General features: G+C 62.8%; 23 protein-coding genes. 13 read left to right on the forward strand and 10 right to left on the reverse strand.

Annotation, left to right across the window (positions count from 1 at the left end; translation table 11 throughout):
• Positions 1–251: 251 nt before the first annotated feature.
• The 10 genes from ACYP5B_RS52475 to ACYP5B_RS52520 all read right to left on the reverse strand — a co-directional run bounded on the left by ACYP5B_RS52475 (position 252) and on the right by ACYP5B_RS52520 (position 9,993).
• Positions 252–1,358 (reverse strand): porin, encoded by a 1,107-nt coding sequence (locus ACYP5B_RS52475; RefSeq protein WP_459575401.1) that lies wholly within the window; start codon positions 1,356–1,358, stop codon positions 252–254.
• Between the two features lie 382 nt (positions 1,359–1,740).
• Positions 1,741–3,165: an NAD(P)(+) transhydrogenase (Re/Si-specific) subunit beta gene (locus ACYP5B_RS52480; protein WP_459575449.1), complete on the reverse strand. Its 1,425-nt coding sequence runs from the start codon at positions 3,163–3,165 to the stop codon at positions 1,741–1,743.
• Between the two features lie 11 nt (positions 3,166–3,176).
• Positions 3,177–3,500: an NAD(P) transhydrogenase subunit alpha part 2 gene (locus ACYP5B_RS52485; RefSeq protein ID WP_318234527.1), complete on the reverse strand. Its 324-nt coding sequence runs from the start codon at positions 3,498–3,500 to the stop codon at positions 3,177–3,179.
• A gap of 11 nt (positions 3,501–3,511) precedes the next feature.
• A complete protein-coding gene (locus ACYP5B_RS52490) occupies positions 3,512–4,642 on the reverse strand; it encodes an NAD(P) transhydrogenase subunit alpha (protein WP_459575403.1) in 1,131 nt (376 codons plus the stop codon).
• A gap of 59 nt (positions 4,643–4,701) precedes the next feature.
• Positions 4,702–5,736: an L-idonate 5-dehydrogenase gene (locus ACYP5B_RS52495; RefSeq protein WP_400095381.1), complete on the reverse strand. Its 1,035-nt coding sequence runs from the start codon at positions 5,734–5,736 to the stop codon at positions 4,702–4,704.
• A 16-nt stretch (positions 5,737–5,752) separates the two neighbouring features.
• On the reverse strand, positions 5,753–6,526 hold the full coding sequence (locus ACYP5B_RS52500) for a glucose 1-dehydrogenase (protein ID WP_459575451.1): 774 nt from the start codon (positions 6,524–6,526) through the stop codon (positions 5,753–5,755).
• Positions 6,526–7,041 (reverse strand): gluconokinase, encoded by a 516-nt coding sequence (locus ACYP5B_RS52505; RefSeq protein ID WP_459575404.1) that lies wholly within the window; start codon positions 7,039–7,041, stop codon positions 6,526–6,528. The genes ACYP5B_RS52500 and ACYP5B_RS52505 overlap by 1 nt, the downstream gene beginning before the upstream one ends.
• A gap of 8 nt (positions 7,042–7,049) precedes the next feature.
• Positions 7,050–8,045 (reverse strand): 2-hydroxyacid dehydrogenase, encoded by a 996-nt coding sequence (locus tag ACYP5B_RS52510; protein WP_459575405.1) that lies wholly within the window; start codon positions 8,043–8,045, stop codon positions 7,050–7,052.
• A gap of 48 nt (positions 8,046–8,093) precedes the next feature.
• The gene (locus tag ACYP5B_RS52515) at positions 8,094–8,768 is read right to left on the reverse strand and encodes an RraA family protein (protein WP_459575407.1); all 675 of its coding nucleotides are present in this window, start codon (positions 8,766–8,768) and stop codon (positions 8,094–8,096) included.
• 16 nt (positions 8,769–8,784) lie between these two features.
• Positions 8,785–9,993, reverse strand: a complete 1,209-nt coding sequence (locus tag ACYP5B_RS52520) for an aspartate transaminase (RefSeq protein ID WP_459575409.1) — start codon at positions 9,991–9,993, stop codon at positions 8,785–8,787.
• Between the two features lie 194 nt (positions 9,994–10,187).
• Here ACYP5B_RS52520 and nac point away from each other — a divergent pair, with 194 nt between their 5' ends.
• The 13 genes from nac to ppc all read left to right on the forward strand — a co-directional run bounded on the left by nac (position 10,188) and on the right by ppc (position 22,958).
• Positions 10,188–11,129 (forward strand): nitrogen assimilation transcriptional regulator NAC, encoded by a 942-nt coding sequence (gene nac / locus ACYP5B_RS52525; RefSeq protein WP_459575410.1) that lies wholly within the window; start codon positions 10,188–10,190, stop codon positions 11,127–11,129.
• Between the two features lie 318 nt (positions 11,130–11,447).
• On the forward strand, positions 11,448–11,672 hold the full coding sequence (locus tag ACYP5B_RS52530; protein WP_459575412.1) for an acetyl-CoA carboxylase biotin carboxyl carrier protein: 225 nt from the start codon (positions 11,448–11,450) through the stop codon (positions 11,670–11,672).
• Positions 11,673–11,687: 15 nt separating this feature from the next.
• On the forward strand, positions 11,688–13,055 hold the full coding sequence (gene accC / locus ACYP5B_RS52535) for an acetyl-CoA carboxylase biotin carboxylase subunit (protein WP_459575414.1): 1,368 nt from the start codon (positions 11,688–11,690) through the stop codon (positions 13,053–13,055).
• Between the two features lie 12 nt (positions 13,056–13,067).
• Positions 13,068–13,727 carry a 5-oxoprolinase subunit PxpB gene (gene pxpB, locus ACYP5B_RS52540; RefSeq protein ID WP_459575416.1) on the forward strand — a complete coding sequence of 220 codons (660 nt, stop codon included), beginning with the start codon at positions 13,068–13,070 and terminating at the stop codon, positions 13,725–13,727.
• A complete protein-coding gene (locus tag ACYP5B_RS52545; protein ID WP_459575417.1) occupies positions 13,724–14,716 on the forward strand; it encodes a 5-oxoprolinase subunit C family protein in 993 nt (330 codons plus the stop codon). Before pxpB ends, ACYP5B_RS52545 begins: the two co-directional genes overlap by 4 nt.
• A gap of 1 nt (position 14,717) precedes the next feature.
• Positions 14,718–15,137, forward strand: coding sequence for an acetyl-CoA carboxylase biotin carboxyl carrier protein (locus tag ACYP5B_RS52550; protein ID WP_459575419.1), 420 nt, complete (start codon positions 14,718–14,720; stop codon positions 15,135–15,137).
• A gap of 12 nt (positions 15,138–15,149) precedes the next feature.
• Positions 15,150–15,950, forward strand: a complete 801-nt coding sequence (locus ACYP5B_RS52555; protein ID WP_459575421.1) for a LamB/YcsF family protein — start codon at positions 15,150–15,152, stop codon at positions 15,948–15,950.
• A gap of 345 nt (positions 15,951–16,295) precedes the next feature.
• Positions 16,296–17,048 carry an SDR family oxidoreductase gene (locus ACYP5B_RS52560; RefSeq protein WP_318234542.1) on the forward strand — a complete coding sequence of 251 codons (753 nt, stop codon included), beginning with the start codon at positions 16,296–16,298 and terminating at the stop codon, positions 17,046–17,048.
• Between the two features lie 13 nt (positions 17,049–17,061).
• Entirely contained in the window at positions 17,062–17,763 is a 702-nt protein-coding gene (locus ACYP5B_RS52565; RefSeq protein ID WP_318234543.1) for an amino acid ABC transporter permease, read from the forward strand.
• Positions 17,764–17,766: 3 nt separating this feature from the next.
• A complete protein-coding gene (locus tag ACYP5B_RS52570) occupies positions 17,767–18,513 on the forward strand; it encodes an amino acid ABC transporter permease (protein ID WP_400095400.1) in 747 nt (248 codons plus the stop codon).
• Between the two features lie 24 nt (positions 18,514–18,537).
• Positions 18,538–19,272 carry an amino acid ABC transporter ATP-binding protein gene (locus tag ACYP5B_RS52575; protein ID WP_459575423.1) on the forward strand — a complete coding sequence of 245 codons (735 nt, stop codon included), beginning with the start codon at positions 18,538–18,540 and terminating at the stop codon, positions 19,270–19,272.
• Positions 19,273–19,306: 34 nt separating this feature from the next.
• Positions 19,307–20,149: an ABC transporter substrate-binding protein gene (locus ACYP5B_RS52580; protein WP_318234546.1), complete on the forward strand. Its 843-nt coding sequence runs from the start codon at positions 19,307–19,309 to the stop codon at positions 20,147–20,149.
• Positions 20,150–20,183: 34 nt separating this feature from the next.
• The gene (gene ppc, locus ACYP5B_RS52585; RefSeq protein WP_459575425.1) at positions 20,184–22,958 is read left to right on the forward strand and encodes a phosphoenolpyruvate carboxylase; all 2,775 of its coding nucleotides are present in this window, start codon (positions 20,184–20,186) and stop codon (positions 22,956–22,958) included.
• The last annotated feature ends 38 nt before the right edge of the window (positions 22,959–22,996 follow it).

A 22,996-nucleotide genomic window follows, 5' to 3' on the forward strand; every position in this document is an offset into this window, starting at 1 on the left:
CGCACACCGCCCTCCATTTTGCTTCACCAAGGAGACCGAGGCGACAAGTATCCTGACATGGAGGGCGAGTAAAGAAAAGTGACATCTCACACGTTCCAAAACGGCCAACCCCGTACAGCCGCGACAGCAGCTAGAAGCATCAAAACCCCGCCCAAAAAAGACACCCCCGCGTCAGCGGGGCCGCTATACCAAACCAGAATTGATGAATGGCATGGCACCGCAATGAACGCCGATCCCAGGCCACCGTTTGGTCAGAACTTATGCCGCAAGCCGACCGTGGCTTCGAACACGGAATCGCGTCCGCTGACCGGCAGCGTGAATCCCGGTGTACCCGCCAGCGTCCGCCACGCTCCCGTCAGTTTTGTATAGTCGACGCCCGCGTAGACATCGGTGCGCTTGCTAAAGCTGTAGTCCAGCAGCGGGCCACCGGTGATGCGTGTGCCGTTCTTTCCACCGTGCTTGAGCAAATCCACGTAGACGGGCAGTTTCAGTTCAAGCGAGGGAGTCAGTGCGTAGCTTACCGCCGCAGAGAACGAATCGTTCCGGTAGCCCGCCGGGTAGACGTTGCTATAGATGTAGGAGGCGTATAGCTTGGCCGCGCCGATCTTGTAGGTCGCGCCTACGGTGAACACCTTTTGGGTGCTGTCGGGGATCAGGATGCCGAAGTACGTGCTGCCATAGGCTGTCGTAGCTGGCGTAAGCCCACCGATATTGTTGATGATCTGGAATGCCGCGCCGACGCTCAGTGGGCCATTGTCGTAGGAAGCCGCCACGCCGGGAGATGAGAACCGCTTGGCGTCACCAGCGATTTCGCCGAACGTGTAGGCGCCCTTGAAACTGAAGCCACCGAAGGTGGGAGAGGAATAGCGTACGGTGTTGTCCAGCCGGCCGCCGCCGGTAAGTCCCGCGCCCTGGAAGCCGAGTGTGCCGACATAGTTTGACAGGGCGTACACGTCATGGAGGAACGCCATCTCGTGGACCAGCGTGTATTGACGGCCCAGCGTGATGTCGCCGTAGGTTGGCGACGAGAGGCCGACGAGCGCGGTTCGGCCGAACAGGCGCGCATTGCCGGACGGTGTCGATTGCTGGGTCGCCCCGGTGCCGGGTGTGAATCCGGACTCGAGCTGGAAGAGTGCCTTATTGCCGCCGCCCAGGTCTTCGGTGCCGATCATGCCCCAACGGCTGCCCGACAGCGGGCCGCCGTTGCCCATGCCGATCTTGCTGTCGCCGGCGGCATTTTGATGCGTGTTGTAGCGTATGCCGACGTCGATGACGCCGTATAGCGACAGGCTGCTTTGCGAGTGCGCCACGCCGGAAATGGTCCCGAGAACAGCGGCGGTCATAAGCGTTTTTTTCATTTTCACTCCCTTTCAGTGTGCTACATGCCATTGTTGTGATGCTCGGTTGCCGGACGCACGAATCCGCTCCCAGCCGCCTTGCGCACAAGGGTGGCTGACATTCGGAGTGTCTGGCCAATAGGGTTGGAAGCCCGCTGGTCGCAGTGCGCACCTGGGACTGTCCGCGTTCGCTCTACTTCAGTGCCGCGATGGTGTTGGCGAAGCGAACGCGGCCTTTACTTGATGATTCCTACTGTGGTGACGACTGGGCCGAGAAAGCAAAGTGACTTGCCTTGTTCGAAATTAAACGCCTTGCCGCCTTTGCTGACCAAGACGACTTGCCTATGGGGAAATAGTGTCGGCTTATGCTTGCGCGAGGCCCGCTCTTCTGTCCGTGGCGTAGTTACTCCACGGCCTTGCCCATGTCCTCGACCACCTTCTTGGCGTCGCCGAAAACCATCATGGTTTTATCCAGATAAAACAGTTCGTTATCCAGGCCCGCATAGCCAGCGGCCATCGATCGCTTGTTAACGATAATGGTCTTTGCCTTGTAGGCTTCCAGAATGGGCATGCCGTAGATCGAGCTGCCCTTCTGCTGCGCCGCGGGGTTCACCACGTCGTTGGCGCCCAGGATGATTGCCACGTCGGCCTGGCCAAATTCGCTGTTGATGTCCTCCATCTCGAATACCTGGTCGTAAGGCACCTCCGCTTCAGCCAGCAGCACGTTCATGTGGCCCGGCATGCGCCCTGCCACGGGGTGGATGGCGTACTTCACCGTGATGCCCTTGTGCGTGAGCTTCTCGGCCAGTTCCTTGACCGCATGCTGGGCGCGGGCTACGGCTAGTCCATAGCCTGGCACGATCACCACTGTCTCGGCATTGCCCAGGATAAAGGCGGCATCGTCGGCGCTGCCGCTCTTGACGCTACGCTGCTGGATCGTGCCCGCTTGCGCACTGCCTGCCTCACCGCCGAAGCCGCCCAGGATCACGTTGAAGAAGGAGCGGTTCATCGCCTTGCACATGATGTAGCTCAGGATCGCACCGGAACTGCCCACTAGCGAACCCGCGATGATCAACATGCTGTTGTTGAGGCTGAAGCCGATGCCTGCGGCCGCCCAGCCCGAATAGCTGTTGAGCATCGACACCACGACCGGCATGTCGGCGCCGCCGATGGGAATGATGATCAGCACGCCCATGAGGAAGGCCAGTGCCAGCATCGCGATGAACGCCGGCCAGCTCTCGGAGGTGATGAATGCGACCCCCAGGCCGATGGTGGCCAGGCCCAGCAGCAGGTTGAGCATGTGCTGGCCCGCGAACTGCACCGGGGCGCCCTGGAACAGGCGGAACTTGTACTTGCCGGAAAGCTTGCCGAAGGCGATGACCGAACCGGAGAAGGTGATCGCGCCAATCGCAGCGCCAAGGAAGAGTTCCAGCCGGTTGCCGGTCGGAATCGCGTGGCCTTTGGGCGAAATGCCGAAAGCATGCGGTTCCGCAACCGCAGCCACCGCGATAAACACAGCCGCGAGGCCGATCATGCTATGCATGAAGGCCACCAGCTCCGGCATCCTGGTCATCTCGACGCGCTGGGCCATGAATGCGCCGGCACCGCCCCCGATCACCAGTCCAAGCAGAACATAGCCAAGGCCTAGCGGGCTCCCGCCGGCAAGCTTGAGGATCAGTGTGCCGGTTGTGAGCACGGCAATGGCCATCCCGGTCATGCCGAAGCGGTTTCCGCGGATCGAAGTGGTGGGGTGGCTCAAGCCCTTCAGGGCCTGGATAAAGAAGACGCTGGCCACCAGGTAAAGCAGGGTAACCACGTTCAGACTGATGAAATCCAGGTTCACTTGGCCCCCTCTCTAATAGCCGCAGGCTTCTTGTCCTTCTTTTTGAACATCTCCAGCATCCGGCGCGTTACTAGGAAGCCGCCGAAGACATTGACGGCGGCCAAGGCGACGGCAAGTACCCCCATGACCTTGCCCAGCGTGGTCTCGGTGAGTGCGGCTGCCAGCATGGCGCCGACAATCACGATGGCCGAGATGGCATTGGTCACGGCCATCAGTGGTGTGTGCAAGGCCGGCGTGACGTTCCATACCACGTGGTAGCCAACATAGACGGCCAACACGAAGGTGGTGAGATTGATGATGGTGTGCGAGACCGCTTCCATAGTGATGTTCCTCAGGTTCTCAGTACCGTTCCGTCCTTGGTGACCAGGCAGGCGGCGACGATGTCGTCGCTTTCATCGATCGTGAGCCCCCCGTCCTTGGGCAGAATCAGCTTCAGGAAGTCGAGCACGTTGCGGGCGTACAAGGCCGATGCATCGGCAGCCACGAGTGCGGGCAGGTTTGTCTCGCCTACGATGGTCACGCCATGCTTGACCACCGTCCTGCCCGCTTCGGTGAGTGGGCAGTTTCCGCTCACGCCATCAGCACCTTTGCCAGCGGCAATGTCTACAATCAGCGAGCCCCGTTTCATGCCTTGCACCATTTCCTCGGTGATCAGTAACGGTGCGGCTCGCCCTGGGATCAGCGCAGTGGAGATCACCACGTCGGCCTGGGTCACCCGCTTGGCGACCTCTACCTTCTGGCGCTCGAGCCACGAGGCTGGCATGGGGCGGGCATAGCCGCCTGCGCCTTCGGCCGCCTCCCTCTCCTCGGCCGTCTCGTAGGGAACCTCGATGAACTTGGCACCCAGGGACTCAACCTGTTCCCTCACCGAGGGCCGGACATCCGAAGCTTCGACCACCGCGCCAAGGCGCTTGGCCGTGGCGATGGCCTGCAGGCCGGCCACGCCGACGCCAAGAACCACCACCCGGGCTGCCTTCACGGTGCCGGCAGCCGTCATCAACATCGGGAAGAAGCGCTGGTAGCGGTCGGCAGCCATCATGACGGCCTTGTATCCGGCGATATTGGCCTGCGATGAGAGCACGTCCATGCTCTGTGCCCGGGTGGTGCGCGGGGCGGCTTCCAGCGCGAAGCCGGTAAGGCCGGCCGCCGCCAGACGAGCAAGGTTGTCCTTGTTGAAGGGATCGAGCATGCCTACCAGTACGGCACTTGGCTTCATCAAGGACAGGTCTGCCAGCGCGGGCGGGCGAACGGTCAGCACCAGGTCGGAGCCGAATGCACCGGCCGCATCGGTGATCTCGCAGCCAACGGACTCATAGGCCAGATCGGTGATCGAGGCCCCGCAGCCTGCGCCAGTCTGCACACGCAGCACGTGGCCATGCGCCTTCAGTTTCTTTGCTGTCTCCGGCGTGAGGGCGACACGAGTCTCGCCCTCCGCGGTTTGCAGCGGAATGCCTATCAACATCCAGGTCTCCAGGGAAGCGTCTCGGGATCGACGCCGCTGCCGGCGCGCCCGAGGTGGTGTTATTGGAAGTCCAGCAGGACTTTCATCGCCTGCGTGCGGTCAGCCGCCAACGCAAATGCGCGCCCTGCGTCCTGGTACGGCACGGTGGCGGAGATCAGCGGTTTCACGTCGACCAGTCCCTTGTTCAGCAGTTCGACGGCCATCGCAAACTCCTCATGGAATCGGAAGGCGCCGCGCAGATCCAGTTCCTTTGCGACGATGGCATTGACGGGCAACGTCATCTCGCCGCCCAGGCCCACTTGCACGATGATGCCTCGGGGACGCATGGCGTCGATGGCGCCACGCAATGCCCGTTCATTGCCGCTGGCCTCGAACAGCACGTCGATCTGACCCTTGTCGACCGTGTACGGCTTAAGCGCTTCGGGTTGTTCGGCGACGTTGAGCGTCACATCCGCGCCCACCGCGAGGGCGGCCTGCAGAGGGTAGGCACCCATGTCCGTGACGATGATTTCCGCCGCGCCAGCACGCCTCGCCGCCACCACGATCAACGCCCCAATGGGGCCGCAGCCGGTCACAAGGACGCGCTTGCCCAGCAATGGACCGGCGCGGCGAACGGCGTGCAGCGCCACCGACAGGGGCTCGGCCATTGCTCCTTCCTGGTCGCTCAGCGTATCGGCAAGGCGATGGGCCTGGCTTTCCTCGATAACGATTTCACGGCGGAATGCACCTTGTACATGTGGCGTGCGCATGGCGCTGCCGTAGTAGCGCATGTCCAGGCAATGATTCTGCAGACCCTGTTGGCAGTATTGGCACAGGCCGCAGGGGCGGCTTGGGCTGATCGCGACGCGATCACCCTTGGCGTGGTTGCGCACGTTTTGCCCGACTTCCTCTATGCGGCCGGCTACCTCATGGCCGAGCACCATCGGTTCGCTAACACGCACGGTACCAAAGCCACCGTGGTTGTAGTAGTGCAGGTCAGAGCCGCAGATGCCGCCAAAGCGGACATGCACGCGTATCTCGTGCGGCTGCACATCGGGGGTGACAACGTCTTCGATGCGCAGATCGTTGGCGCCGTGGATGACAAGAGCGTCCATGGTGAATTCCAGTGAGTTACAGAGTGGCGGTCACGCCGCCGTCGACGTAGAGAATGTGGCCGTTGACAAAATCGGAGGCATTGCTCGCCAGGAATACGACCGCGCCGATGAGGTCTTCAACGTCGCCCCACCGGCGCGACGGCGTGCGCCCCACGAGCCAGGCGGTGAACTCCGCGTTATCCACCAAGGCCTGGGTCAGCTCGGTCTTGAAGTAGCCCGGGCCCAAGCCGTTGACCTGGATCCCGTGAGGACCCCAGTCAATCGCCATGCCCTTCGTGAGCATCTTTACCGCGCCCTTGCTGGCGGTGTAGGGGGCGATCCCAGGGCGCCCCAGTTCGCTCTGCACCGAGCAGAGGTTGATGATCTTGCCGCGGCCGCGCGGGATCATGTGGCGAGCCACTGCCTGTCCGACAAGGAAGACGCTGTCGACATTGGTTTTCATCAACTCGTGCCAGTGGGCTTCTTCAAACTGCTCCAACGGCGCGCGGCACTGCATGCCAGCGTTGTTGACGAGGATGTCGATGGGTCCCACATCGGCTTCCACCGACGCGACGCCCTCGGCCACTGCCGTGCTTTGCGTCACGTCGAACGAGACCGTGCGGACGTCGGCACCCTGCGCCCGCAGGCTATCGGCTGCCTGGTCCAGCTTGTCTTTCCGACGAGCATTGAGTACCACCCGTGCGCCGGCGCGAGCCAGGCCCCTGGCCAGCGCCAGGCCAATGCCGCTGCTTGCGCCGGTAACCAGGGCGGTGCGGCCACTCAGGTCAAACATCTTGAGATCTGGGTTCATCATTTGTCGTGCCTCGAGGTTTCTTCGGCGATCCAGCGCAGCACCTGCCTGACTTGCACATCGAGCGGCTGGTCGGCCGGGATTTGAAGCACACCAGGTTCCCCTGCCGGTGCTTCCAGGATGGCGAACTGGCTGACCACCGAACTTGGCTGAAACAGATGCCCTTTGCGCGCGGACACCCGCGCAATCGCTTCCGAGAGCGTGATGTCGACGTGCACTATGCGCAGGTGCGGGACCGCTTCTCGCAGCCGTTCCCGGTAGCAGCGCTTAAGGGCGGAGCAGGTGAGGATGGCATCGCCGGGCGCCGCGGCCAGCAAGGTTGCTAGCTTGTCCAGCCAGGGCTCACGGTCTGCATCCTGCAAGGCTGTGCCCTGGCGCATCTTCGCCTTGTTGTGCTCGGAATGGTGGTCGTCGCCTTCGATCCATTCAGCATCCATCGCCTTGGCCAACAGCGCAGCCAGCGTGGACTTGCCACAGCCTGCGACCCCCATCACCAGTAGCTTATTGATCGGCATGGTGGCCTCTACTGCTGCAGAACCTGCGGGTTCACCGGCGTCGGCGGCTGGCCGGCCCGAGGCCCGCGGCCGAGGGCAGCGATCAGGTTGTCCACGGTCAGTGCAGCCATGGCCCGACGCGTGCCTACCGAGGCGCTGCCAATGTGCGGTGTCAGCACGACGTTGGGCACAGTCAGCAGATCCGGGTGGATACGAGGCTCTCCATCGAAGACGTCAAGCCCCGCCGCTGCGATGGTGCCTTGGCGCAGCGCTTGCGCCAAGGCGGCGTCGTCGACGATGCCACCGCGCGCGATGTTCGTCAGCGTCGCGGTAGGTTTCATTTGTGCAAGCTCGGCTGCGCCAATTGTGTGATGTGCCTCCGGGGAATATGGAAGTACCAAGATGAGGTGATCTGCTTCTTTCAGCAGGGTGGCCTTGTCTACGTAGCGGGCACGTGTCCTGGCCGCGGTCTCAGGAGCGAGCGGCGAGCGATTGTGATAGATCACCTGCATGTCAAAGCCCAATGCAGCGCGCCGGGCGATGGCCTGGCCGATCCGCCCCATGCCGAGAATCCCCAGGGTGGCCCCATGAACATCGTTGCCGACCATCTGGTCGTAGATTCCCGTCTTGCTCCATTCGCCCCGCCGCACGAAACGCTCGGACTCGGTGATGCGCCGGGCGGTGGCGAGCATCAGCGCAAAGCCAAAGTCCGCAGTGGTCTCCGTGAGCACGTCCGGCGTGTTGGTGACCAGCACGCCCCGCGCCGTGCAGGCGGCCACGTCGACATTGTTGTAGCCTACCCCCACGTTGCATACCGCCTTGAGTCCAGGACAGGCGTCAAGCAGCGCCGCGTCGATGTGCTCGCTGCCAGTGCTCATCACGCCTTGCTTTCCTTGTAGCCGCTCGATCAATTCGGCCGGGGTCCAGACCGTGTCGGCCGCATTGGCCGTGACTTCGAAATGTTCGCGCAGCCGGTCAGCGATATCGGGAAAGGTCGCTCGGGTGACGAGGACGGAAGGGCGCATACGGGTCTCCTTGCTCTATGGTTGTTGGGGCGGGAAGGAAGGGAGCGGTCAGTTGTTGCACCGGGCTTCCAACGCATCGATGAAGGCGCGGTCCCAGCGGCCTTCCTTCATGGCGCGTATGGTTTCGGCTTCGGCGGCGAGTACGGCGCGGGCTTTTTCAATCAGCAGCGGCACATCTCCGGGCGGTATGGCAAGCAGGCCATCCTGGTCGCCCACCAGTACGTCGCCAGGGCGGACAACCATGCCGCCGACCGATACCGGCACGTTGATCTCGCCCGGCCCGTCCTTGTACGGGCCGCGATGGGTGACGCCGCGTGCGTAGACCGGGAACTCGCGCTCCCGCAGTTCCGAGACATCCCGTACCGCGCCATCGACCACCACCCCAACCACGCCGATGCTGGCCGCATAGTGGGAGAGGATGCCGCCGACGACGGCGTTCTGCAGGTCGCCTCCGGCGTCGATCACCAGCACGTCGCCAGGCCGGCAGAACTCAAGCGCTCGCAGGTAGGTGAGGTTGTCGCCGCCGCGCGATCGCGCGGTCACCGCAGTGCCGGCCATCGTGGTCGCTACCGGTCTGTGGAAGGGCTGAAGACCGACTGTGCCCGTGTTGCGATGCATGCTGTCGCTGAGCGCGGCGACCGGCAGTTCGCGCAAGGCGGCGAGCAGGGCGGCGTCAGCCTGGGGGGCGGAGGGGTTCTTGCGGATGGCTTTGTAGGTACTCATCACGTTCTCTTGTAGGTCAGGACAGGGCCAGGACTGCGCGCTCGATGCGGCGACAGCCCTCTTCGAGTGTGTCCAGCGAGGTGGCGATCGACAGGCGGAAGTAGGGCGAAAGGCCATAGGCCGTCCCGGCGACAAGCGCCACCCCCTCGCGCTCGAGCAGGTACATGACGACGTCGGCATCGTCATGCAGCTTCTTGTCTTCCGGTGTGGTCTTGCCGATCAGTCCGCCGCAGTTGACGTAGAGATAGAACGCCCCATCCGGCGCGCGGCAGCTCAGCCCGGGGATTTCGTTGATGCGGGCGAGCGTCTGGTCGCGGCGCTGTTTGTAGACGGCCACGCTCTCGGTGACGAAGCGCTGGTCGCCGTTCAGGGCCGCCGCTGCGGCGGCCTGGCTGATTGAGCAGCAGTTTCCAGCTGATTGCGACAAGAACGTGTCGAGCGCTTGGATCAGGTCACGTGGACCGGCCACCCAGCCTAGGCGCCAGCCCGTCATCGCGTAGGTCTTGGAAACGCCATTGATGGCCAGCGTGCGCTCGCGCAGTTCAGGGGCGGCATTCAGCAGGTGGGGCGTGCGCACCGTGTCGAAGCGGATATGCTCGTAGATGTCGTCCGTCATCACCAGCACGTCCGGGTGGCGGGCCAGTACATCGGCCAGCGCCCGATACTCGGCCAGGGTGTAGCTGGCGCCGGTCGGGTTGCTCGGTGAATTGAGGATGAGCCAGCGAGTGCGTTCGGTGATAGCGCCTTCCAGCTGGGCCGGCGTGAGCTTGAACTCTTGGCTTTCCGAGCACGCTAGCGTGACCGGGATGCCGTCGCAGGCAAGCACCATGTCGGGATAGGAGACCCAGTACGGGGCGGGGATGAGTACCTCATCTCCCGCTTCCAGGGAGATCGCCAAAGCGCTGTAGATCGCGCTTTTGGCGCCGTTGGTGGCGATGATCTCGTTCATCGCGTAGTCCAGGCCATTCTCGCGCGCAAGCTTGTCGGCGATGGCCTGACGCAACTCCACCGTGCCGGCCATCAGCGTATAGCGGGTCGCACCCTGCTCGATGGCCCGCACTGCGGCTTGGCGGACGTGTTCCGGTGTGTCGAAATCAGGTTCGCCGACCACAAGGTTCACGATGGACTTGCCCTGACGGCGCAACTCGTTGGCGCGGTCCGCTGCGGAAGTGCTGGGTGAGGGTTTGATGCGCCTGACACGTGCGGCGATACGGGACGTATTCACGAGGGTTCCTTGCTGCGATTAAGGAGGGTAAGCGCAACAGTAGCCGCGGCGGCCGCGGAAGGCCAAGATGACTCCAGTATGTCCAGATAGGAAACACCTATAGGTGCGGACCCGCTAATGCCCTAACCTCCTGTATTCAGCCCTTGCGAGCAAGAAGATAATGGGGTTGTAAATCCCCGCGGATAGGAGGTAACTTGAACTTCAGGCGATTGAGGTATTTCGTAAAGATTGTCGACATCGGCAGTGTGACGCAGGCAGCCGATTTGCTTCATGTCGCACAACCCTCCTTGAGCCAGCAAATGGCAACGCTGGAAGGCGAGGTGCGCCAGCAGCTACTGCTGCGCACCAAGCAAGGCGTGATCCCCACCGAAGCGGGCAAAGTGCTGTACCGGCATGCCCAGGCGATCTTGCGCCAGGTCGATCAGGCAAAGGTGGAGATGAAGACGGCTGGACAGGGCCTCTCAGGCGCAGTCTCAGTAGGGCTGGCGCCCGGAACCGCCGCGGCAGCGCTGGCTTTGCCGTTGTTGCGCACGGTCCGGGCCCGCCACCCCGGGATCCTGCTTTACCTGAATGAGAGTTACGGCAGCACGCTGTCGGAACTGATCATGAACGGACGCATGGACATGGCGGTGCTCTACGGCGGCAAGACGCCTGTCCATGGGCTCTCGTTCCTGCCGCTGCTGAAGGAGCCGCTCTATGTGGTCGGCCCCGAAAGCATGCCGGCGCCGCCGGATGAGGTGCCGCTGGCTATGCTCGGGGACATCGATCTGTACCTGGCGCGACCTTACAACGTGGTGCGCAGGCTGGTCGATGAAGCGTTCAATGCGATCGGCATGGCGCCGCACGTGCTGGCCGAAATCGAATCGGCCAGCACGCTGAAGGCGATTGTCGCGGACGGGCTGGGGGCGACCATCCTGCCAGCCTCGATGGCGCGGGAGGTGGCGATGTCCTGCGACGCTTGGCAGTGCCGCATCGTCGAGCCGGTGATCGAGGCGCCGCTGGCGTTGTGCCAGTCGGGCCACCAGCCTTTGTCCGAGCCGGCCCAGGCAATCAAGGAGATTCTGCTGGAATTGGTCGCGGGGCTGGCGGGTAACCTGCTTCTCTGCGATCGGGCGGAGAACCGGGAGGCGTCATAAGACGCTCCTATCGGGGCACAGACAAACCGTCTTGGTACTGAAGGGCAGAGGCCGATACTGTGTTCACCAACAGCTATGAAGTGAACGCACATGGATCTCACGCACATCAAACAGCTCATCGACGTCATGGCGTCCTCGGACATGGCCGAGATGAGCTTCAGTCAGCACGGATGGACGTTGCGCCTTACGCGGCATATCTCAGGGGGGGCTAGCGGTGATCCCGCTCCCCCACCGATCCTTCCCCGTACGCAGCCTCAGTCTCTGGGGCTGCCTTCCCCGCCATCCGAGCCTGTTCCCCCTGTACCGGAGGGGCGTGAGTTGCTGGCTCCACTATTCGGGATCGTGCACCTGCGGCCGTCGCCGGACGAGCCGGCGTTCGTGCAGCCGGGCCAGACCGTGGAGGCCGGCCAGACCGTGTGCGTTATCGAAGCGATGAAGGTCTTCAACGCCGTGCTCGCCGAGCGCGACGGCATGGTCGAGGCCGTGCTGGTCGAGTCCGGGAACGAAGTGGACGCCGGCCAACCCTTGATCCGATTCGCTTGAGCGCCGAGGTTCATCATGTTTGACACTGTCTTGATTGCCAATCGCGGGGAGATCGCCTTGCGTATCCAGCGCGCCTGTCGCGGGCTGGGCTTGCGCACGGTGGCTGTGTATTCGGAGGCTGATCGTGAAGCCGTCTACGTCCGTCAGGCCGACCAGGCCCTGTGCATTGGTCCAGCGTCGCCCACCCATAGCTACCTTAACCAGGCAGCGCTGCTGGCAGCGGCGCGCGTCAGTGGCGCCCAGGCCATCCACCCCGGCTATGGATTCCTGTCCGAGAACGCTGGCTTCGTCGAACGTGTGACTGACGCGGGTCTCACATTCATTGGCCCCAGCGCCGCCTGTATTCGCACGATGGGTGACAAGGTCAGTGCCAAACGTGCAATGCGCGAAGCCGGTGTGCCCTGCGTACCGGGTCCCGACACGTCCCTGCCCGAGGACCCGGCCGAGGTGTTGGCGATCGCGCGCGATATCGGTTACCCCGTCATTGTCAAGGCAGCGGGCGGTGGCGGCGGACGTGGCATGCGGGTCGTGCACCAAGAGGCGGGACTGCTGGATGCGCTGGCGCTGACGCGCGAAGAGGCGCGCCGTGCCTTCGGCAATCCGGAAGTCTACATCGAGAAGTTCCTGACCCACCCGCGCCACGTCGAAATCCAGGTACTAGCCGATGGCCACAACCAGGCGCTATGGCTTGGCAGCAGAGACTGCTCGCTGCAGCGCCGGCACCAGAAAGTTCTGGAAGAGGCGCCGGCGCCTGGCATCGATCCCTCGCTGATCGCAGCGGTCGGCGAGCGCTGCGCCGCGGCCTGCCGGCAAATTGGCTACTGCGGCGTCGGTACCTTCGAGTTTCTCTACGAGAACGGGGCATTCTATTTCATCGAGATGAACACTCGGCTGCAGGTCGAGCACCCGGTCACCGAAATGACCACTGGCATCGACATCGTCCAACAGCAGATCCGCGTGGCACGCGGCGAGCCCCTGACGCTGCCTCAGGCCCAAGTGACCTGCCAGGGGCATGCGCTGGAGTGCCGCATCAATGCAGAGCACCCGGACAGTTTCGCCCCCGCGCCCGGGAAAATCATTGACTGGCAGTTGCCTGGCGGCTATGGCGTACGCATTGACAGTCATGCCGGCCCCGGCTATCGCGTGCCGGCCCACTACGACTCGATGATTGCAAAGCTCATCGTGCACGGCGCCACCCGCGAGGATGCGCTGGCCCGCATGCGCCTGGCACTGGACGAGATGCAGGTGGGGGGCATTGCCACCAACTTGCCCATGCACCGGGAAATCGTTCGGGACGAGGATTTTGAAAAGGGTGGGGTCGACATCCATCACCTGGAACGTTGGCTGCAGGCGCGCGCCGCGCGGCCTGCCGAGACGCACTGAAGGATCTTGAGCATGACCATCGAGACGGGGACCATCAGCCTCCTGGGCACTACGGCTTTGCTATTCGAAGCGCCAGGTGAGCTGAGCCTGACTACCCAGCAACGCCTGTGGGCGCTGGCGCAGGAGGCCGAAGCATGGCCCGAGGTGCGCGAAGCCGTGCCCGGCATGAATAACCTGATGTTGAGCTTCATGCGCCCGCCGGCAAGGCTGGCGGAAATCGAAACCCGTCTGCGCGAGGCCTGGCTTGCCGTCACGCCGCTGGCTCGCGACGGGCGCCTGATCGAGCTGCCAGTGATCTATGGCGGAGCACCGGGCCCGCATATGGCCGACGTGGTGAACCACACGGGTCTGTCCGTGGATGAGATCGTTGAGCGTCACAGCGCGCCGCTCTATCACGTCTTTGCGCTTGGCAGCCATCCCGGCTACTGCTACCTCGGCGGCATGGACCCTCGCATTGCCACGCCGCGACGCAAGGTGCCTGTCTTGAGCATTCCCGGCGGCGCGGTGTCCATCGGCGGGGCGCAGACAGGCGTCTCGGCCTCCGATGGGCCTAGTGGCTGGAACACCATTGGCAGCTCCGAGATGTGTTTTTTTGACCCGCAGAGGCACCCGCCGGCGTTGCTGCAGCCGGGGGACGTACTGCGCTTTCGTGTCGAGAAGGTGATTCGATGATCGAGATCCTCTCTGCCAGCGCGCTGGCTACCGTCCAGGATCTGGGCCGTCTGGGTGCGCTCCGTTGGGGAGTCGGCACTTCGGGCGCAATGGACCCGCTTGCGCTGGCCGCCGGCAACCTTTTGCTGGGCAACGACGAGGGAGTGGCAGGCATCGAAGTGCCGGTCTTCCCATTCGTGGCGCGCTTTACACAGGACTGCCGTTTCGCGCTGACCGGTGCGGATTGTGCCGCGCAGCTTGACGATCAGCCGCTGCTGCCGTGGTGGGTGCATGAGGCCCGAGCCGGACAGACCCTGCGCCTGGGCGTGCCGCAGCTTGGTCCCATCCCCGCCTGCCGGGCCTATCTTTGTCTGGCTGGCGGCGTAGACGTGCCGGTAGCCCTGGGGTCACGCAGCACCCAATTGCGCGGTGCTTTCGGCGGCCTCGACGGGCGTGCGCTGAAGCGTGGCGACGTGCTGCAGGCAGTCTCGCCGGGGCTTGGCAAGGGGGCTGGCAGCGCCGGCATCGGTCTGGTGCCGCCTGCATTCTGCTTGCCGCTGCTGGCGGACGGCGCTGCGGCGATGCGCGTGCTGCCTGCCGCGGAGTATGGACTCTACACCGAGGCATCGCAGCGCAGCTTCTGGTCCCAGCCCTGGAAGATCACCGCGCAGAGCGACCGTTACGGGTATCGGCTCGCCGGCCCGTCGTTGGCGGCGCGCCAACCGATCGAAATGCGCTCACATGGCATTGTCCCCGGCGTCGTCCAGGTGCCGCCCGGCGGGCAGCCCATCGTGCAGATGCGCGACGCCCAGCCCTCGGGCGGCTACCCCAAGCTGGGCACCGTGATCGAAGCGGACCTGTGGCGGCTGGGGCAGGCGCCGATCGGCAGCCAGGTGCGCTTTGTCGAAACCACGTGGGATGAGGCGGTCGCCGCCCTGGACGAAGTCGAGGGGTGGCTAGCCGACGTACGGCGCCTGGTAGGTCTGCATAGCGCAACAGGAGGGCGCTGAGATGGAAATCGAACACATTCGCCAGCTCTGCGCATGGCTCGCGGCAACCGATATTGCCGAGCTCGATCTGCAAGGCCCGGGCGTCCATCTTTGCCTGCGGCGCGAAGGTGCCACCGTGCAAGAGATCGTCGCGTTGCCGACGCCGACGCAGACGCCAACAGCGGCCGGCAATCCCGCGTCGCCCGAAATCGTGCGTGCTGCCTCCGTAGGTGTGTTCCGTCACCGGCACCCCCAGCGCAGCGCCCCGCTCGCTGCCGTGGGCTCTGCGGTGCGCGCGTCGCAGGCGTTGGGCCTGTTGCAGATCGGGCCGTTGCTGCTGCCGGTGACGGCCCCGCACGAGGCGGTGGTGCTGGACATCCCGGAGCCCGACGGCGCGGTGGTGGGCTGGGGCACGTCGCTCGTGGTACTTAGTGCTTCCTGACCAGGGGTTTACATGGAAATTGATCTCAATGCCGATCTGGGCGAGGGCTATGGCCCGTGGCGCATGGGCGACGACGAGGCGTTGATGTCGCTGATTTCTTCGGCCAATGTGGCGTGTGGCTTCCACGCCGGTGACCCGCTCATCATGGACCGTACCGTGCGCCTGGCGCTTCAGCGCGGCGTCGATGTAGGCGCGCATGTGGGCTTCCCCGATCGGCAGGGTTTCGGGCGGCGGCTTATGCAGATCGATCTGCCTGAACTCGCGGCGATGGTCACGTACCAGCTCGGCGCACTGGCAGGCATCGCCCGCGCGCGGGGCTGCCGGATGACGCACATGAGTTTTCATGGCGCTCTCGGCAACAAGGCAGCAGCCGATCCAGCGTGGGCCGATCCACTTCTGGATGCGGTAGCGGCTTTTGATTCAACCCTCATTGTCAGCACTTCCAGCAGCCAGGCGATCGAAGGTGCGGCCACCAGGCTCGGGTTGCCCGTCGCCGTCAGCTTCCTCGCAGACCGCGCCTACGACGACCAAGGCTTGCTCGTAAGCCGGGCCCTGCCCGGGGCTGTGATCCACGACGAAGAGCGGGTCCTGGCCCGCGTGCGGCGCCTGTTGACGGAAGGCACGGTCGTGACGCACACCGGCAACACGTTGCCGATGCGGCCGCGTTCAATCCTTGTCCATGGGGACACGCCCGGGGCTGTAGCGCTCACACTACGTTTGCGAGAAGAAATCGAGTCCCTTGGCGGCCGCATTGTGCCGATCTCGCAGCAGCTCGCGCACGTTCCCGGTGCAACAACATCTAAACAGTATTGATAGGTCGCCAATCCGAATAGCGTCGTGCCCACGCCATTTTGTGGCATGGCCAGAACGAAAGCGCAGGCCCGGACCGACATCTACGGATCGTGATCTGTCCGGGTCACCAAGTCTTCACCATTTTGGCTCGCCTGACCGTGCATGGCCGCACGGCAATGGTGCGTTATTTTGCAGCGGCACAGCTGGTCATCATGCTTTTGCAGCCGCATTTCCAGCTAGTAGTATCTGGTCTTCGTATTAGGGTTACCCCGACATAAGAGGGTCCTATCTCGCCAAAGACATTCCATCTTGGCGTAAAAGGCCAGCGCTCGATAAATTGACATCAAGCCATCGTACAGGATTCATATGCCTTTCTCAGACTACAAAACAGCCTTGGTCACCGGCGCTTCTTCCGGCATCGGTGCCGCCGTCGTCGAACGTTTGTGTCGCGAAGGCCTGCAGGTGCATGCCCTGGCGCGTGGCGCGGACGCGCTCGCCGCCCTGGCTGAGCGTACGGGCTGCATCCCGCATGCGATCGACGTGACTGACCTGGCTGGCATCACAAAGCTGGCGAAGGAGGTGAGCTTCGACGTCCTGGTCAACAACGCTGGCGTGGATCGCCCTGGCTCCCTGCTCAACGCCGATGCCGATGGCATCGATCTCCTGGTAGACGTGAACTTGCGGGCGGTCTTGCATCTGTGCCGACTGGTGCTTCCGGGCATGGTAGCGCGCGATCGCGGCCATGTGGTCAACATCAGTTCGATTGCCGGCGCATACAATTTCGGCGGCAACTCCACCTATCACGCGACCAAGGCAGCGGTGAGCATGCTGTCGCGGCAATTGCGCATCGATGCCTACGGCAAGCGCGTGCGTGTCACCGAGATCTGCCCGGGGCGCGTCGCCACCGACATCTTCGCCCATGTGCATGGCGACAGTGCCGAAACCTATGAGCGCTTCGTCAAGGGCTTCGAGCTGCCGCAGGCCGCCGATATCGCCGATGCAATCGCCTTTGCCATTGCCGCGCCGGTCGCCGTCAATATCGGGCACATGGAGATCACGCCGACGCTGCAGGTGCCCGGCGGCCTCTCTACGATGCGCCCCGAACCACTGCAAGACTGAGCGGGGCTGAATCATGCATGGCTTCGATCTGATGGCGATCCTGCTGAACCCCGAGTTCAGCCGTATGCTGATTGAGGGCGTAAAGATGACGCTGTTGATCGCCGGCGGCTCCTGGGCGCTGGCGATGGCGCTGGCCTTCCTGTTGCTGACGCTGCGACTGACGCCCAACCGGCTGGCGGAGCGCTTCGTTGCCGGCTATGTCTCGTACCACTGTAACGTGCCGACGTTGGTCCAACTGATGCTCTGGTACTTCGGCATCTCCAGCCTGCTGCCTGACCCGATGCAGGCGTGGGTTGGAGAGCATCACGCCGAGGTCTTGTTTTCCATCGTCGCACTAGGCTTGTGCCAGGCAGCCTACTTCAGCGAGGACCTGCGCTCCGGCCTTCGCGCGATCCCCCCGGGGCAGGAGGAGGCCGCCCGGGCACTCGGCAATAGCTTCCTTGGCGCCATGCGCTATGTGCTGATGCCGCAGGCTGTGCGCAATGCACTGCCGGCACTGATCAACCACAGCGTTTCGCTCTTCAAGAACAGTAGCCTGGCGATGGCCATCGGCGTATCGGAGATGACCCATGCGGTCAAGGAGATCGAGAACACCAGTTTCCGCGCCTTCGAATCCTACCTGCTTGCGACAGTAATGTATCTGGCCTTCTCGCTCCTGATCATGGCCGCCGGTGCTTGGCTGGCCCGCCGCTTCCGCGTCGTGGCAGGGAGGTGAACCATGACGACACTGATCGACATCCTGCGCGAAAACTGGTTGCTGCTGCTGATTGGCCAGTACCCGAATGGACCCTTGGGCGGGATCGCTTGCACGCTGATTCTATCGGTGCTCGGTATCCTGCTTGCGTTTCCGCTGAGCGTACTGCTGGCGCTGGCGCGACTGTCGCCTTGGCGCTTGCTCCGTGCTCCGGCCACGGCACTGGTGTATGTGGTGCGGGGAGTGCCTCTGCTGATGATCATCCTGTGGGTGTACTTCCTCGTTCCACTGCTGATCGGGCACAACGTTTCAGGCTTTACCACGATGCTGTGCACGCTGGTCATCTACGAAGGCGCTTACCTTTGCGAGGTGGTGCGAGCCGGTATCGAGGCACTGCCGAAAGGGCAGATGGAGGCGGCGCGGGCTTTGGGGCATAGCTACCTTGGGGCCATGCGCTTGGTGATCCTTCCGCAAGCGCTTTACAACATGCTGCCGAGCATGCTGGCGCAGTTCGTCTCGACCATCAAGGAAACAACGCTTGGCTACGTGATCAATGTGCCAGAGCTGACTTTCGCGGCCAATCAGATCAACAATGCGCTGCTGACCAAGCCCTTCCATGTCTTCTTCCTGCTGGCGGTGATTTATTTCGTTGTGTGCTGGAGCTTGACGCGTGCAGCTCGCGAACTGGAGCTTCGAATCGCGGCCAAGCGGGCAGGGAAAGCCTCCACTCGGACATCGATTGCTCCCCAACCGTTGGCCGTTGAACCATAAGTGCTCACTAATTGAGTCATCGACATGATCAAGTTCTCTAATGTCTGCAAATGGTACGGCGACTACTGTGCCTTGAACAATATCAACGCGGAGGTCAAGAAGGGTGAAGTCGTTGTCGTCTGCGGGCCTTCAGGTTCTGGCAAGTCTACCCTCATCCGCACGGTTAACCGGTTGGAGGAAATCAGGTCCGGCGAGATACTGTTCGACGGAAATAACGTACATGCGCCAATGAGTAGCGACGCGCTCAACAAGGTGCGCAGCCATATTGGCTTTGTGTTTCAGAGCTTCAACCTCTTTCCCCATCTTTCGGTGCTCGAGAACATCGTGCTGTCGCCCATGCGAGTACGCGGGGTCCGTCGCGCTGAGGCTCGGGAAAAGGCAATGCTGCTGCTGGAACGGGTTGGCTTGGCAAACAAGGCGGACGCCTATCCGACGCAGCTCTCTGGTGGCCAGCAGCAGCGAGTGGCCATTGCGCGAGCCCTGGCAATGGAGCCACCCGCCATGCTGTTCGACGAACCAACTAGCGCGCTCGACCCGGAGATGGTCGGCGAGGTGTTGGCCGTGATGCGTAGTCTGGCAAACGAAGGCATGACCATGATGTGCGTGACGCACGAAATGAACTTCGCACGAGAGGTCGCCGACCGCGTGTGGTTCATGGACGCCGGTTCCATCCTGGAAGTCGCCGAGCCGAATGCCTTCTTTCGTGACCCGCAGCACCCCCGCGCAAAACGCTTTTTGTCGGACCTGCGCTCGCATTGAATCATCCCTGTTCCCTAATATTTAGGAGTCTGATATGTCGGTTTATTCCACCGCTGCACGCCTGGCTGTCCTCGCCTGCCTGGGCACTGCTCCTTTTGCGGCCTTGGCCGACCAATGGGCGGAGATACAGAAGAACAAGGAGTTGCGTTGTGGCACCTTCGCCGATGTGCCTCCATTCGCTGCACCGGATCCGAAAACCCGGGAGATGGTGGGTTTTGACGTTGAGATGTGCCAGACGCTGGCAAAGCACCTGGGTGTGGTAGCCAAGATCACCCCGTTGTCGGTCGAGGCGCGTGTGCCCGAAGTCAAGATGGGTCGGGTCGACGTGACGGTGGCGAATCTGGCCTACACGCTCGGTCGTGCGGAGCAGATCCAGTTCAGCGATCCTTACTACCTCGCCAAGGAAATGCTAGCCGTGAAGGCTAGCGATCCGGGCACGAGCAAGGCCGACTACAAGGGAAAGCGCCTGGCGGCGGCCAAAGGTTCGACGTCCGAGTTGTCGATCAAGATGAACGGGTCGGACCCGGTGACCTTCCAGGATACGGGCTCCGCCTATATGGCTGTGCAGCAGGGCAAGGCATTGGGCATCGTGTCCAACACGATGACGGTCACGAAGCTGGTGAATCAGTCGAAGAGCGGTGGGATCGAGCTGAAGATGATCGCCGAGCCAATGACCTATCAGCCGATCGGCGTGGGTATGAAGAAGGGCGAACCGGTGCTGCTGGCCAAGGTGAACGAGGCGTTGCTGGCCATGGACAAGGCAGGCGAGATCAACCAGCTCTGGAACAAGTGGCTGGGCCCCAACACCGAATACAAGATGGTCCGTGAAGACAAGGTCGTCCCCTTGAGCGAACTGAAATTCACGCCCATTCCTTGAAATCACTTTCGACGCTCAAGTCCCGCTTATCTCTATGACGAACGATGCTACCGATAAGGACCGCCCCCTCGTTGAGGACATTCGCTTGCTGGGGCGTATCCTGGGCGAGGTGCTCCGCGAGCAGGAAGGCAAGGAGGTCTACGATCTGGTGGAGAGGGTGCGCCAGCTCTCGGTGGCATACCGGCTCAAGCGTGACGAAGGCGCCGGCAAGAGACTCGACCAATTATTGAAGAGCCTCTCCAACGAACAGATGCTGAGCGTGATCCGCGCATTCAGCTACTTCTCGCACCTGGCCAATATTGCGGAGGACCAGCACCATGTGCGCCGTCGCGATGTTCATGAGCGCCGGGGCGACTTGCAGACTGGCTCCCTTGCCCTGAGCTTCAAGCGCCTAGCCCAGGCCGATCTGCGCGCCGCCGACATTGCGAACATGCTGAACCGGGCCTACATTTCGCCGGTGCTTACCGCGCATCCAAGCGAGGTGCAGCGCAGGAGCATCCTGGATGCCGAGCGCGCCATCGCCGACCTGGTCAGGGAGCGAGACCAACTGCACATCGAGGCTCAGCGTGACGACAACGAGGAACGCCTGAGGGCAAGGGTGACGCAACTCTGGCAGACGCGGATGTTGCGCTATACCAAGCTCACCGTTGCGGATGAGATCGAGAACGCGCTGGGCTACTACCGCTCCACCTTCCTGCTTCAGGTTCCGCGGCTTTATCGCAGCATCGAGAAGGCGCTGCCCGGCCAGGATATCGCCACCTTTTTCCGCATGGGCAACTGGATCGGTGGCGACCGGGATGGCAATCCGTTCGTCAATGCACAAACACTTCGCTATGCACTATCGCGGCAATCCGAGACCGCCTTGCGCCACTACCTGACGGAGGTGCACTTGCTTGGCGCCGAACTATCGATGTCCGAAATGCTGGTTGCGGTGACGGACGAGATGGCGGCGCTTGCCCAGCGCTCCGGGGACCAAAACCCGCACCGCAACGATGAACCCTACCGGCGCGCCTTGGCGGGCATGTATTCTCGCTTGGCCGCGACCCTGCGGGAGCGTACCGGCACCGAAGCGCTACGCCACGCTCTGCCGCCCCAGAACCCTTATGCCGGCGCCGAGGATTTCCTGGCTGACTTGCGGATCATCGAGTCCTCGCTGCGCGATCATCGGGGCGAGGCATTGATCGCGGCCCGCCTGGCGCCGCTGATGCGCGCTGTGAAGGTCTTCGGTTTCCACCTGGCCACAGTCGATCTGCGGCAGAGTTCCGAGCAACACGAAGCCGTGCTTGCGGAACTCCTCAAGGTGGCCCAGGTGGAGAGCGATTACCTGGCGCTCGACGAGACCTCCCGCCGTATCTTGCTCCTGCGGCTGCTGAAGGAGGCTCGGCCGCTACGGGTGTTGGGCGCGCAATACTCGGACCTGGTTCGATCCGAGCTTGCGGTTTTTGAAGCCGCCGGCGAGATTCTGGCGCGGTACGCCCGCCCCGCAATCCGGCACTACATCATCTCGCATACCAGGGACGTCAGCGACCTGCTGGAGGTGTTGCTGCTACAGAAGGAAGCGGGGCTGATGCGCGGAGAGCTCGATAGTCCGACGGCAACCTGTGACCTTATCGTAACGCCGCTGTTCGAGACGATTGCTGACCTGCGCAATGCGGCTTCCATCATGCGGGCCTTCTATGCGTTGCCTGGTGTCACTGACCTGGTGAAGCGTTCCGGGGCCGAGCAGGACATCATGCTGGGCTACAGCGACAGCAACAAAGACGGTGGCTTTTTCACCAGCAACTGGGAGCTATACACGGCGGAGTTGGCATTGGTGGAGCATTTCGATGCCCTGAAGGCAATGCACGGGATCACGCTGCGGCTTTTTCACGGCCGTGGCGGTACGGTGGGCCGTGGCGGCGGGCCACAGTACCAGGCTATTCTGGCTCAGCCGCCTGGCACGGTAGGCGGCCAGATACGATTGACGGAGCAGGGTGAGGTGATCGCTTCCAAGTACACCAATCCGGAGATCGGCATACGCAACCTGGAAACCCTGGTAGCCGCCACCATGGAGGCGACACTTTTACCGACTTCAAAGGACGCGCCCACGATCTTCCTGCAGGCCGCGGCCGCGATATCCGAAGCCAGCATGATGGCCTACAGAAAGCTGGTCTATGAAACCCCTGGCTTTTCTGACTACTTTTTCACCGCGACGCCAATCCGGGAGATTTCCGATCTCAACATTGGCTCACGGCCAGCCTCCCGTAAGGCAAGTTGGACGATTGGGGATTTGCGTGCCATCCCGTGGGGCTTCAGTTGGGGCCAGTGCCGTGTTGCAATACCGGGCTGGTACGGGTTTGGGAGCGGGATTGACCGCTACCTGGGAGACTTGGGCAGCAATGGCTATGCCGATCGTTTATCGCTGCTTCGGCGCATGGAGGCAGAATGGCCGTTCTTTCGCACCATGCTTTCCAATCTGGACATGGTGCTGGCCAAAACGGACCTCGGCATCGCATCCCGATACGCGGAGTTGGTCGAGGACCAGCATCTGGGTCAGACGATCTTCGGGCTGATCCAGGACGAGTACGCACGCACTGGTCGGGCGCTATATCAAATTACCGGTGAAGAGCGGCGCCTGTCCGATAACCCCACGTTGGCGCGCTCGATCGAGCACCGTTTCCCCTACCTCGATCCGCTTAACCACCTGCAGGTGGAGCTGATGCGGCGTTATCGGAACAGTGTGGATGGCGATCCCGCGAACGAGCGAGTGCAACGTGGCATTCATCTGTCAATCAATGGCGTGGCCGCAGGCCTGCGCAACACCGGGTGACAGAGGCGTGCGCGGAGCGCCGTGCGCATCCTATTGCG

It is taken from the genome of Cupriavidus sp. 8B (assembly GCF_054589115.1).

Excerpts from the sequence above, each read along its gene's own strand:
- pxpB (WP_459575416.1), top strand. The coding sequence starts at position 13,068 with ATGACCATCGAGACGGGGACCATCAGCCTCCTGGGCACTACGGCTTTG.
- accC (WP_459575414.1), top strand. The coding sequence starts at position 11,688 with ATGTTTGACACTGTCTTGATTGCCAATCGCGGGGAGATCGCCTTGCGT.
- ACYP5B_RS52475 (WP_459575401.1), bottom strand. The coding sequence starts at position 1,358 with ATGAAAAAAACGCTTATGACCGCCGCTGTTCTCGGGACCATTTCCGGC.
- ACYP5B_RS52500 (WP_459575451.1), bottom strand. The coding sequence starts at position 6,526 with ATGAACCCAGATCTCAAGATGTTTGACCTGAGTGGCCGCACCGCCCTG.
- ACYP5B_RS52560 (WP_318234542.1), top strand. The coding sequence starts at position 16,296 with ATGCCTTTCTCAGACTACAAAACAGCCTTGGTCACCGGCGCTTCTTCC.
- ACYP5B_RS52550 (WP_459575419.1), top strand. The coding sequence starts at position 14,718 with ATGGAAATCGAACACATTCGCCAGCTCTGCGCATGGCTCGCGGCAACC.
- ACYP5B_RS52570 (WP_400095400.1), top strand. The coding sequence starts at position 17,767 with ATGACGACACTGATCGACATCCTGCGCGAAAACTGGTTGCTGCTGCTG.
- ACYP5B_RS52490 (WP_459575403.1), bottom strand. The coding sequence starts at position 4,642 with ATGTTGATAGGCATTCCGCTGCAAACCGCGGAGGGCGAGACTCGTGTC.
- ACYP5B_RS52555 (WP_459575421.1), top strand. The coding sequence starts at position 15,150 with ATGGAAATTGATCTCAATGCCGATCTGGGCGAGGGCTATGGCCCGTGG.
- ACYP5B_RS52510 (WP_459575405.1), bottom strand. The coding sequence starts at position 8,045 with ATGCGCCCTTCCGTCCTCGTCACCCGAGCGACCTTTCCCGATATCGCT.
- ACYP5B_RS52545 (WP_459575417.1), top strand. The coding sequence starts at position 13,724 with ATGATCGAGATCCTCTCTGCCAGCGCGCTGGCTACCGTCCAGGATCTG.
- ppc (WP_459575425.1), top strand. The coding sequence starts at position 20,184 with ATGACGAACGATGCTACCGATAAGGACCGCCCCCTCGTTGAGGACATT.
- ACYP5B_RS52580 (WP_318234546.1), top strand. The coding sequence starts at position 19,307 with ATGTCGGTTTATTCCACCGCTGCACGCCTGGCTGTCCTCGCCTGCCTG.
- ACYP5B_RS52565 (WP_318234543.1), top strand. The coding sequence starts at position 17,062 with ATGCATGGCTTCGATCTGATGGCGATCCTGCTGAACCCCGAGTTCAGC.
- ACYP5B_RS52505 (WP_459575404.1), bottom strand. The coding sequence starts at position 7,041 with ATGCCGATCAATAAGCTACTGGTGATGGGGGTCGCAGGCTGTGGCAAG.
- ACYP5B_RS52495 (WP_400095381.1), bottom strand. The coding sequence starts at position 5,736 with ATGGACGCTCTTGTCATCCACGGCGCCAACGATCTGCGCATCGAAGAC.
- ACYP5B_RS52575 (WP_459575423.1), top strand. The coding sequence starts at position 18,538 with ATGATCAAGTTCTCTAATGTCTGCAAATGGTACGGCGACTACTGTGCC.
- ACYP5B_RS52485 (WP_318234527.1), bottom strand. The coding sequence starts at position 3,500 with ATGGAAGCGGTCTCGCACACCATCATCAATCTCACCACCTTCGTGTTG.
- ACYP5B_RS52515 (WP_459575407.1), bottom strand. The coding sequence starts at position 8,768 with ATGAGTACCTACAAAGCCATCCGCAAGAACCCCTCCGCCCCCCAGGCT.